Annotated in this window: 10 protein-coding genes; 6 read left to right on the forward strand and 4 right to left on the reverse strand. The window is 59.5% G+C overall.

Annotated elements, in window-relative coordinates; translation table 11 throughout:
• Both pknB and ACX80D_RS05345 read right to left on the reverse strand, forming a co-directional pair.
• Entirely contained in the window at positions 1–2,148 is a 2,148-nt protein-coding gene (gene pknB / locus ACX80D_RS05340; protein WP_459321604.1) for a Stk1 family PASTA domain-containing Ser/Thr kinase, read from the reverse strand.
• A gap of 114 nt (positions 2,149–2,262) precedes the next feature.
• Positions 2,263–3,915 (reverse strand): LysM peptidoglycan-binding domain-containing protein, encoded by a 1,653-nt coding sequence (locus tag ACX80D_RS05345; protein ID WP_459321605.1) that lies wholly within the window; start codon positions 3,913–3,915, stop codon positions 2,263–2,265.
• Between the two features lie 162 nt (positions 3,916–4,077).
• Between ACX80D_RS05345 and ACX80D_RS05350 the strand changes: the two genes are divergently transcribed.
• Positions 4,078–4,431 (forward strand): Rv2175c family DNA-binding protein, encoded by a 354-nt coding sequence (locus ACX80D_RS05350; protein WP_363844416.1) that lies wholly within the window; start codon positions 4,078–4,080, stop codon positions 4,429–4,431.
• A gap of 165 nt (positions 4,432–4,596) precedes the next feature.
• On the opposite strand, the gene ACX80D_RS05355 is transcribed toward ACX80D_RS05350, so the two are convergent.
• Together ACX80D_RS05355 and ACX80D_RS05360 are read right to left on the reverse strand one after the other, a co-directional pair.
• Positions 4,597–5,700 (reverse strand): polyprenyl synthetase family protein, encoded by a 1,104-nt coding sequence (locus ACX80D_RS05355; RefSeq protein ID WP_459321606.1) that lies wholly within the window; start codon positions 5,698–5,700, stop codon positions 4,597–4,599.
• A gap of 113 nt (positions 5,701–5,813) precedes the next feature.
• Positions 5,814–6,374: a hypothetical protein gene (locus tag ACX80D_RS05360; protein WP_459321607.1), complete on the reverse strand. Its 561-nt coding sequence runs from the start codon at positions 6,372–6,374 to the stop codon at positions 5,814–5,816.
• 200 nt (positions 6,375–6,574) lie between these two features.
• Between ACX80D_RS05360 and dinB the strand changes: the two genes are divergently transcribed.
• The 5 genes from dinB (at position 6,575) to ACX80D_RS05385 (ending at position 11,281) form a co-directional block, all read left to right on the forward strand.
• Positions 6,575–7,732 carry a DNA polymerase IV gene (dinB, locus tag ACX80D_RS05365; protein ID WP_459321694.1) on the forward strand — a complete coding sequence of 386 codons (1,158 nt, stop codon included), beginning with the start codon at positions 6,575–6,577 and terminating at the stop codon, positions 7,730–7,732.
• A gap of 251 nt (positions 7,733–7,983) precedes the next feature.
• Positions 7,984–8,361: a DUF3040 domain-containing protein gene (locus ACX80D_RS05370; RefSeq protein ID WP_459321608.1), complete on the forward strand. Its 378-nt coding sequence runs from the start codon at positions 7,984–7,986 to the stop codon at positions 8,359–8,361.
• Between the two features lie 551 nt (positions 8,362–8,912).
• The gene (mraZ, locus tag ACX80D_RS05375; RefSeq protein ID WP_459321609.1) at positions 8,913–9,344 is read left to right on the forward strand and encodes a division/cell wall cluster transcriptional repressor MraZ; all 432 of its coding nucleotides are present in this window, start codon (positions 8,913–8,915) and stop codon (positions 9,342–9,344) included.
• 285 nt (positions 9,345–9,629) lie between these two features.
• The gene (gene rsmH / locus ACX80D_RS05380) at positions 9,630–10,628 is read left to right on the forward strand and encodes a 16S rRNA (cytosine(1402)-N(4))-methyltransferase RsmH (protein WP_459321610.1); all 999 of its coding nucleotides are present in this window, start codon (positions 9,630–9,632) and stop codon (positions 10,626–10,628) included.
• Positions 10,625–11,281: a hypothetical protein gene (locus tag ACX80D_RS05385; protein ID WP_459321611.1), complete on the forward strand. Its 657-nt coding sequence runs from the start codon at positions 10,625–10,627 to the stop codon at positions 11,279–11,281. Before rsmH ends, ACX80D_RS05385 begins: the two co-directional genes overlap by 4 nt.
• The last annotated feature ends 37 nt before the right edge of the window (positions 11,282–11,318 follow it).

An 11,318-nucleotide genomic window follows, 5' to 3' on the forward strand; every position in this document is an offset into this window, starting at 1 on the left:
TTAGACGACCTTCAAAACGATCGTGGAGCCCTCAGGGGCCAGACCACCCTCGGGCGTCTGAATGCGGACGGTACCGAAGAAACCGCCGAGGAAGTTCTCCACGCTGACCTCGAAACCAAGCGCCTCGAGCTCGCTTGTTGCCACGCCTACTTGTTTGCCCACCATGTTGGGGACCTCGATCATCTTCGGGCCCTTGGAAATGGTCAGCGTGACCTCGCCGCCGGCCGTCAGTGTGCCTGAGCCCGGTGCAGCGGTGATCACGGAGCCGGCCGGGATGGTGGCGCTGTTGACCTGCTCAGGGGCGATGACGGCCACGAGCCCCACCGCAGTGAGGGCTGCCTCGGCGTCGGCCTGGGATTTGCCCGTCACGGCCGGTACCGGGATGGGTTTGGGACCCTTGGACACCACCAGATTTACCTTGGTGTTGGCCCTGAACTCCTTCCCAGGTGCTGGATCCTGTTGGAGTACGATCCCGGCCGCCACCTTTTCATCGAACGCGTCCGTGACCGTTCCCACGGTAAGTTGGGCGTCAGTGAGCGTCTTTGTGGCGCTGTCTTGGGTCACCCCAATGACCGTGGGTACCGCGTAGAGCACCGGTCCCACGGAGACTTGGACAGTGACATTGTTGAATTTGCGCAATGAGCTGCCGGCTGTGGGGTCGGTGGCCACGACAAATCCGGCAGCTACCTTCTCATCATGGACGTCCGCGGTGGAAGTTAGTTCAAAACCTTCGGTGCGCAACAGGCTGAGAGCTTGTTCAACGCTCTTGTTCCCCACCTCAGGGACTGTGGCCAGTGCCCCGGGACCCAACGCTAGGAACCAACCGGCACTGGCAGCAATGACGCCCAGAAGCACCACCAGTAGGACCCAGAGCGTGGCACGCCGCCGGGGATGCTGTGAGCCGAGAGTCCTCTGCGGCGTGGCGGCGGCCTTGGCTCTACCCTTGGCCGCTGTCTTAGCAGCTGCGGCAGCCTGCCGTTTGGACAAGCCCACGCCAGGGGAAAGATTTGACTGCTCGGACGCTGGGGCAGCGGAACTGTCCTCCGATGCGGAAGATAGGGCCGCGCCGCTGAGAGCGGCGGTAGAGGACTGTCCGGCGTCGTACGCGTTGGCAGCAGCCAGAGCGTACTGATCAAGATGCGGATCTTCAGCGTAGAGCCGAGGGGAACGGGGCAACACAGTCGTGGGAAATCGTGGGGCGGCAAGCGCTGTGGTGTCCGCCTGGCCCAAGGCTTCGGTGAGGTTGGCGTCGTGAGGCTGGAGCTGTTGGTGCTGTTCGGAAGGGGGCTGGAAATCGAGCTGAGCGGGCGTTAGATCCTTGCGAATGTGGCGCAGATCCTCCAACAGCTCGGCGCCATTGGCAGGACGGTGATCCGGATCCTTTTCGCTCATGTAGCGCACCAGCTCGTCCATGACAGGGGGCAGGCCGGGAATCTCGGCGGACGGTGCCGGCATAGGGTCCTGGAGGTGGGCCATGACCACAGCCACTGGAACCTCGGCGCGGAAGGGCTGGTGGCCGGTCAGCAGCTCGTAGAGCATCACACCGGCGGAGTAGATATCGCTCCGGGCATCGCCACCCTCACCGCGAGCCAGCTCAGGGGCAATGTAGCCCACCGTGCCAAAGACGGTGCCTGTGTTAGTGGAAGTCGTCACTGCCCGAGACAGCCCAAAATCACCAATCTTGACCCAGCCCTGATGTGAGATGAGGACATTCTCAGGCTTAACGTCGCGGTGAACTAACCCGGCGCTATGCGCTGCGGCGAGACCTTCCACAATGGGATCCATCAAGTCCAACGCCTGCCGGGGACTCAGCGGACCTTGCTTGTCGATCACATCCCGGAGCGTGTAGCCGTCTATAAATTCAAACACCAGATAGGCGTCGCCCGGGCCCACCCCGTGATCGTGGATCTGTACCACGTGAGGGTGCGAGAGGCTGGCGGCGCTCTGGGCTTCTCTGCTCAATCGGGTGATGAAAGCGGCATCGGCGCCCAGATGCGGGTGCAGGATCTTCAAGGCAATATTGCGGTGCAACCGCAGGTCTTTGGCCAAGTACACGGTGGACATGCCGCCGTGCGCCACCTGGGATAACACCAGGTAGCGTCCATCAACTGTTGTCCCGACGCGGGGGTCGGTAGATCCATCGTGCACACTTGTAGTTTAGAAGCACAATATGAAAGGGGCCGCCAGCAACACTGTGCTGGGGCCCCTTTTCGTTGAGAGCGTACTCTGTGGCTGCGCCGCTCTCTCGCTCTACCTTTGGTTCTAGCTGAACGTGGCCCGCTTAGCCTTGATGCCAGCAACATAATTCACCGTGTCAGAGAACATGCCGTGCACGCTGACCGAGTACTGCCCCTGATAGTAGCCAGCAATGGCCAGATCTTCATTGGGGGCACCGCGCAGCAGCGCCCTAATGATGGCTACACCGGCTGTCACGTTGTCATGGGGGTCCAACAAATTCAGCTTGCGTCCTACCAGTCCCGAGGCCCAATCGCCTGCATCGGGAATGACCTGCATGGTGCCTATGGCATTTGCGGGGGAGACCGACTGATGATCGAAGCTGGATTCCTGCTGGGCAAAGGCCAAAGCCAAGGCTGGGTCAACGCCCATCTTGGAAGCAGTGCTGGAGATAATCTCCCTCATTTGCGCCCGGGAGGGGGAGGGCGCGGCGAGCAGCGCGGCCTTGTTCTTATTGGCATCGGCTACCACTGCATCAGGGTAGGTGTAGTGCAGGAAGTTACTGGGCACTTCCTGCTCCGGCGTCAAGCCGGGAGCCGGGGCAGGAGCAATAGGGGTGATGGAACTGGAATTGGCCTTCAACCCGGGGATGGAGAGGACCTTGCCCGGATAGATGACGGCATTGACACTGATGCCATTGGCTGCGACGAGAGCCGAGACGCTGACCCCGTGCTTTGCAGCGATGCCACTGAGCGTGTCACCGGACTTGATGGTGTAGCTCCCGGACTTGCCTGCCGGAGCCGCGGGCTTAGAGACAGGGCTCGACGGCGCAGCGGCTGCGGCTGTTCCGCCGACCTTGATCTTCTGGCCGGGGTGGATGATGGAGCTGCCGTTGAGCCCGTTGAGGGAGAAGATCGAGCTGAGGCTGACCTTGTGCTTGGCAGCAATGGCACTGAGCGTGTCGCCGGACTTCACGGTATAGCTGCTGGAGCTAGTTGGCGAGGCTGCTGCCGGTGGCGTGGCGGCAGTGTTCGACGGCGCAGCTACTGCGGCTGTTCCGCCCACCTTGATCTTCTGGCCGGGGTAAATGATGGAGCTGCCATTGAGCCCGTTGAGGGAGAAGATCGAGCTGAGGCTGATCTTATGCTTGGCGGCAATGGCGCTGAGGGTGTCGCCGGACTTCACGGTGTAGCTACTGGGAGCGCTGGACGTGCTCGTAGCTGCCTTGGCGGCCGTGCTGGAGCTTGCCGCCGGGGCCTTCGATCCGGAGACCGCCAGGACTTGTCCGGGGTAAATGATGGAGGCTGCTGAGAGCTTATTCAGAGTCAGCATTGACGCTGTGCTAACACCGTGTTTGGCTGCGATCGCAGAAACGGTGTCACCGGAACGTACCGTATAGCGAACTGCAGCTTGATTCTGTGCAGCCAGCGCCTTGGCGCTCTGGGCCCCAGCCGTCTGGAGCTTCGAGGTCACCGCCGTTGGCACGGAGCTGGCCACCACCGCGGCGGGAATGCTCGAGGACTTGCTCTGGACCTGAGCTGCACGAGCCTGAATTGCCGCCAAAACATCTGCTGAATTCAGAGCTCCGTGATTGCCGTGCGGCTGGGCCCCGGTTTGGATTGGAGCGGCGGTCGCGGGAACCGCCATAGCTAGAGAAGAGAGCATAACAACGGGGATGGCTGCTGTTGCAACTGCTGCAAACTGTTTGCCGGACGTGGCAGACGGGCGTGGTGGAGTCATGGATGGGGACCTCGGGTTTCCGTTGCTGACGGTACTAGTGGTGTTGATGCTACTAGTGTGACTAATGAGAATTTACACCAAAGGGCGGTACAAAGGCAGTTCACATGTACACTCCAGCACAATCTTCATACGCTGGAAGCCAAAATGTGGGAACCTTTGTGTGTGAGTAATCTTGAATCAGTAGTCAGCGAATGGCTGCCCCTGCCCGATGTTGCCGAGAAACTTAATGTTTCGGTAACCAAAGTCCATGCCCTCGTTAAGGACGGATCCTTGCTGGCCGCACGTGTGGGTGAGCGCAATATCCGCGCGGTTCCTGCAGCGTTCATCGTTGAGGACCACATCTTGGAAAGCCTGCGAGGCACCATCTCGGTGCTCCAAGATGCCGGTTTCGAAGACGAAGAAGCCATCACCTGGCTGTTCACGGCAGACGAATCTCTGCCCGGGCGTCCCATTGATGCCTTGCACGCAGGTCGGAAAACAGAAATCCGCCGGCGCGCCGCAGCCCTCGGCTGGTAACGGTCCCTTGTGCTGGTGGACTGCAGAAGCAAGGCAACAGCACAACCCTTGCCCGAACCGGACAACGGTAGTGAACTAGATCCCTCGACACCGCATCGTCAATTCGACACCGCAACCTTAGCGCCACAGCCTCTGCTGGCTTAGGCGTCCGCTGGCTTAGAAAATTTAGGACGTTCTGGAAACGGCACTCTGGCCCAAGGCCCGCAGTGCTTCGCGTACCGAAGCTTCGATAGGCAGTGTCGCCAAAGCTGCGAAGGCCTCCGCGCTTAGCTCGGCAATCATAGCCTCAGTCTTGGCTAAGGCCCCAGAATCCATCATGATGGCGCACATCCGGGCTACCTCGGCTTCGCTGAGATCTTGGCGGCCCAAATTCTTGTCCACAAAGTCACGGTCCGCTGCCGCGGCGGCTTCAATGGTATGGCCAACCAAAACGGTCCTCTTACCTTCACGCAAATCGTCGCCCGCAGGCTTTCCCGTCTTGGCCGGATCACCAAATACGCCAAGGACATCGTCGCGCAGCTGGAAAGCTTCGCCCAAAGGCAATGCGAAAGCACTGTAGCTCGTCAGTCGTTCCTCCTCGGCTCCGGCCAAGGCGCCGCCCATGACCAAGGGGTGCTCAGAGGAATACTTGGCACTCTTAAAACGAATGATCGCTGAAGCCCTGGCCACGGCCGTTTCATGAGGTTCGCACGGACCCGCAACTTCTTCGAGAATGTCCAGGTACTGTCCGGCCATCACTTCGGTACGCATCAAGTTGAAGACCTCCCGTGCGCGGTTGGTGGCTGCGGTGCTGATGCGGGAGAACATTTCTTCACTCAGTGACAAGCACAGATCACCTGTAAGGATTGCTGCGGCATGACCAAACCGTTCCTCGTCCAGGGACCACCTGTTGTCTGTGTGCAAGGTGCTGAATCGTTTATGCACGCTGGGACCGCCGCGGCGAGTATCTGAACGGTCAATGATGTCGTCATGGATTAAGGCTGCGGCCTGGAACAGTTCCAGCGCTGCACCTGCCTGAATGATCGCCTCAGCATCGGGTGCCCCACCTGCTCCGCGCCAACCCCAATAACACAGCAGAGCGCGCATGCGCTTGCCGCCGGTAACTAAGGTCTTGATGGAATCAACAAGGACCAACGTAGCGGGGGAAATTTGGCCCAAAAGCTGGTGCTTCTCGGCCAAAAAACTGTTGAGCTGCGCTGCCACAGCCCCAATGAAGGCCTCACTCTCGCCTGAGGAGGAGACGTGGGGCAGGGCAGGCTTTTGGTTCATGCTTTCAAGATTCCTTGCTGTGGGAGGTGCCAGCCGTGGGAGGTGCCAGCCGTGGTCGGCGATGGGTGCCGGGGGACCCTGCTGGGAGGCGCTGGTGGAGGGGGAGCGAGTATTTACTTCAGTGATGCTGGTAGCAATGTTGCGCCAGCGGTGAAGGTGGATGTGCCGGAAGTGACCACTACCGAGACGGTAGCAATTTCCTTACCCTCTGCCCGAACGAATGTTTTCAGCGGGACGCCGTCCACGGCATCGCCCGGCTGGGCCTTGAAGCCCTGAGCTGTCAGTGTCGTGGTGTAGAACGCCAAGATCTGCTTCGGCGTCTGGGTTGTGGTTGCTGTTACTTGGGCTACCGATTCAGTGGCGCCCTTTTCAAGACTGGAGGTCTGAATCGCTGCGCCCTTGGGCAAGGGCAGAACTTTGCTGGGGAAGCCGGCCACTAGTTCTTTGACAGCCGTATCGGCTGAAGGCGCCGGGGACCCAGATGGGGATCCAGATGGTGTTGCGGATGAAGCGGATGCTGAAGGGGCGGACACTGAAGAGGACGCTGACGTGGGCGCAGCATCTTGGCCAGCCGTGCTGGAGCAAGCACCCAGCAATAAGGCGGCAGCAACTGCTGCGGCTGATAGAAGCGGCCTACGGAGGGAGGGCAGTGCGCGAAGCGGTGTGGGATTCATGACTGTTTTCCTTAGCTGCCGGTGCCGGTGCAGTGACATTTTGATAAGTTTACCCATGTTGGGCGACGGCGGCCCCGTCCCTGTTGCGCAGCTCACTGCCGGCGGGTGGCAGCGCAATGGCAGATCAATAGACTAGAGGTGTGAATCAACCCGAGCAGCCAGCGGATCCGCCTGTCCCCGTCCAGGACGGCTGCACCATCATGCATGTGGATATGGATGCCTTCTTTGTTTTGGTGGAACTGCGTACCCGGCCCGAGCTCAGGGGAAAGATGGTCATTGTGGGCCACCCTGAGGGGAGGTCAGTGGTGCTGTCGGCCTCCTACGAAGCGCGCGCCCGCGGCGTCCGTTCGGCCATGCCCATGGTGACGGCCCTGCGGATGTGTCCGAACGCCGTCGTGATTGCTCCGCAACACCAGCTCTATCAGCAAGTGTCAGGGCAGATCATGGATATCTTCCACTCCATTACGGACACGGTGGAACAGCTCAGTGTTGATGAGGCGTTCCTGGACGTCAGCGGGTCCTTGCGCCGGCTCGGTACCCCGTTGGAGATCGGCGCACTGATTCGGGCTCGCATTTCCGCGGAGCTAGGTATCACTGCATCCGTCGGCATTGCGGCCAGCAAATTTGTGGCGAAGGTGGCCTCGACCCGGTGCAAGCCCAATGGGATGCTGTTGATTGAAAAGTCCCGCACGGTGGAGTATCTACATACTTTGCCCGTGGAGGCGCTTTGGGGAGTGGGTGCCAAAACTCGTGAGACCTTGGCCCGGCTTGGTATCTTCACCGTGGCCGATGTTGCAGCGACGCCGATCTCCGCGATGCAGCGGGCGTTGGGCAGTAGCGGGACCAATCTGCACGCTCTCGCCTGGGGGATTGACCCGAGGCCGGTCACTCCGGAGCACCAGGAGAAAAGTATTGGGTCCGAGGAGACTTTTACCCATGACACGCACGACGACGTCATTCTTACCCGTGAGCTGTTGCGGCTCTCGCATCGGGTGGCGGCCAGGCTGCGGCAGTCTGGACTGAGCGGACGGACCGTGGCGCTGAAACTGAAATATTCTGATTTTTCCGCCGTCAGCCGTTCCCGTACTCTCGGGGCAGCCACGGACAGCTCGGCCGCTATCTATGCTGCCGCTGTGGCGCTGCTGCAAGGGCTGGGCCCTAGGGGGCAGGCCGTGAGGCTGATCGGGGTGCGGATGGAAAAGCTGGAAGCGCTCGATGACGTGCCTTTGCAATTGGAACTTGATCCTCGAGACGGCAATTCGCGCAATGCCGAGGCCGTGGGGGATGCCATTGCGGCACGCTTTGGCAACGCCAAAATAGGCCCTGCCAGACTCCTCAAGCCCCGAGACTCGGCGTAGCGTGCGGTAGCGGTGCGTTGCCTACTGACAACTGAGTCACGGCAACGTCACACTGGGTTTCAGTTCAGCAAAATCACGCCTATTGTTAGTACTAGTAGGAGTTGACTTATTGACGACTTCAACTTTGTTGGCACTCCAGCCGTGCCAGGGACGCAGCGGTCACCGACGCGACACTGAATCAGCGGGAACCAATAAGGCGTTTAAGACGTTAACGAGACAGACGCCACGGCCCTGACCTGAAGGAGGTCGTCATGCCCCTCTCTGAGCACGAGCAGAGACTGCTGGATCAACTAGAGCAGCAGCTGCATGCTGAAGATCCCAAATTTGCACACGCCTTGTCGAGTTCGCCCACGCGCTCACTGTCAACGCGAAACATTGTCATCGGAGTTCTGGTGATGATTGTCGGCCTGTTAGTTCTATTGGGCGGGGTCGCTACGCATTTGATTGTGGTGGGTATCCTCGGGTTCCTCATCATGGGAGCAGGCGTTTACGTCTCCCTCTCCAAAGCCAAATTTGGGGCTGCCGGAGAGTCCCCGGGCAAGCCCGGGGCTCAGTCAGCCGCCAAACAGAAGAGCGGCTTCATGAATAATCTCGAAGAGAAGTGGGACGAGAGACGCCGCGAGCAGTGAAGCTACGCCACGTTGGAATCGGATAACCTCCGCGTCCTCTAGAAGGATGTAAAGCAACACGTCAGAGACGGCGTTCATTGCTCAGGATGATGATTAGATCATTGTCCTGAGTTGCGGACGCCGTCTTTTTGCGTCCCCTCAAGCTGTTCTTCTGTACTGAGGTTTGGCGTCACAGTGGTCCACTCGTCTTCACCACATTCGCCGGTTCAAGCTGTGCCCCCACTTCCTTCCCTAGGGCACTCCCTTTTCCTCCCCAGAGGCCCCCGCAGGCCCCCAAAGCCCTCAGCTTCCCCCAAAAAATCGGCTAAATACTGGGCTATGGCGCTCGTGCTAGCCACCTAGACAGGACTGTAGACAGGACTGTCGTCTTTTCCCTCCACTCCCAGGGAGGTGCGCAGATCCCTGCAACTGTAAGGAGTTCATCGGCGACACGGACAGGGCCTGTGGGAAAATGAAGTTGACGGTGGAGGATTGTGGAGTAATGTGGAGCACGGAAGAGGGAAATGGGGCTAATTTAGGCATCAGCCCTCAACAATGAAGGTGGTGGCGGTTTGTTTCTCGGAACTCACTCACCGCGCCTTGATGAGAAGGGACGGATCATCCTTCCCGCTAAATTCCGAGAGGAATTATCCAGCGGACTGGTCCTGACCAAAGGGCAGGAAAACTGCATCTACGTGTTTAGTGCTCGTGAGTTTGAGAAAGTTCTGACCCAGATGCAGGATGCGCCACTATCCAATATGGCGGCTCGTGACTACATTCGAATCTTCCTATCAGGTGCCTCAGATGAGGTTCCTGATAAGCAAGGGCGAGTCACTATTCCAGCTACCCTGCGTTCCTACGCAGGGTTGGAAAAGGAACTCGTTGTTATTGGTGCCGGCAGCCGTGCGGAGATCTGGGATGCGCAGTCTTGGAACGATTACCTAGCGGCCAAGGAAACAGCGTTCTCGGCTACGGACGAGTTGGCAATACCCGGCATCAGCTAACACCAGCATTACCGAAACATTGGTGGTCTTGAATGAGATCTCCAGCCGCCCAGCAAGACCGTCAAACCTGGCTCACCTTCCCCGGAGCCAGGCGGGACGGGGCTTGGCGCGGAGGGGGATCTGGTTTAAGACCGTCTGGGTCTTTGCCCGGCACCGCGCAATGACGCACCGGTGTTGGCTAAACCACAGCAGTACCAGCAATGACATGTATGAATCGCCAGTTAGCAATGCCATGGGGAACCTCGTTCCCCACCCGGTTTTGACCGAAAAAGAAACGGAGTCGTGATGACGTCGGAAACCCCCACGCCACCTACGTCCGAACGCCACACTCCCGTTCTCAAAGACCGCTGCATCAAACTCCTAGCCCCGGCCTTCGACGTTGCCCGGGCAGCAGGACGCACCCCTGTAGTCATTGATGCCACCTTGGGCATGGGTGGACACAGTGAGGCCATGTTGCAGCGTTACCCAGATTTACATCTGATTGGTATCGATCGCGATACCGAAGCGCTGGGCCTGGCAGGGGAGCGTCTAGCGCCCTTCCAGGAACGGACCGATCTGGTCCACGCCGTCTATGACCAAATCAGCGAGGTGCTCGAAGATTTGGGAGTCCCGCGCATTGACGGGATCTTGATGGACCTTGGAGTATCATCCTTGCAACTGGACGAGAGGGATCGTGGCTTCGCCTACTCCTTTGATGCCCCCTTGGACATGCGCATGGATACGAGCCGCGGTCAGACCGCCGCTGATGTGCTCAACAGCTATTCAGAGGAAGAGCTGGTCCGCATCATCCGCAAATGGGGCGAAGAGAAATTCGCTGGCCGCATTGCCAATCACATCGTTGCTGCTCGAGACAAGGCACCTCTGACACGCACCGGGGAACTAGTGGATATTATCCGCAACGTGGTTCCCTCCGGTGCGGCCAAGACCGGAGGACATCCCGCCAAACGCACCTTCCAGGCGTTGCGCATTGAAGTCAACGAGGAGCTTAGCGTTTTGGAAACTGCCATTCCTGCAGCTGTCGACGCGCTTGCGCTCCATGGACGGGCCGTGGTCATGTCCTACCACTCGCTGGAAGACAAGATCGTCAAGGCAGTCTTTGCTGCTGGGTCACGGTCCTCGGCCCCCGCCGGATTCCCGGTGGAACTCGAAGAGCACAAAGCCACCTTGAAGCGTCTTACCAAGGGCACAGAAATACCAAGCGAGCAGGAAATTGCAGAGAATCCGCGGGCGGCATCAGCACGCTTGCGGGCCGTGGAAAAGATCAGAATCAGGAGTGTCGTATGAGCCCGAGTGCATCACGGACCATCCCTGTCACACTGGGCAGTGCCGCCCGTGTGCTGAGTGAACCTGTGGCCGCGCCGCCTCCGGAACCCAAGGTCAAAAAATCACGGGCTCCGCTGTCGCTGGTGGTCTCAGCGCCGCGACGTGGCCGCTCACCCTTGGCCATCACTTTGGCGCTGATCTTCGTGACCGCCATGGCCGTGGTTTTGATCATGAGCATTTCCGTCTCCAAGGGCCAGTACGAGCTCGTGGGCTTGAAGAATCAGCAGTCAGAGCTGATTAAGGCCAACCAGACTATGGAGCAGGAAATCGGCGCGAATCAGGCGCCGCAGGAATTGGCCGCACGAGCCGCAGCCTTAGGCATGGTTCCGGCAGGAACTACAGGACAGATCGATGTGCGCACCAAGACGGTCAGTGGTTCACCGCTGCCGGCCACCGTTGACACAAAGGGTCTGGTGAGCATACCGGCCGCGGTCATTGATAAGCCTCGGGCCCAGCCCGCGGCGCCCGCATCAGAAGTTCCGTTGAGCCCGGCAGGTGAAGTTAGCGCTGCTAAAGATACGGCGGCCAAGGAGGCGGCAGTTGTGCCGCCCGCGGTGGTTGCCCCGGATCTTAATGGCGGCACGATCCCCGCCCCGGCACAAAAGGACAGCTAATTTTTCTATGATGGACTGAGTGCTTCAGCATTTTGCG

It is taken from the genome of Arthrobacter sp. Sr24, from assembly GCF_054511175.1.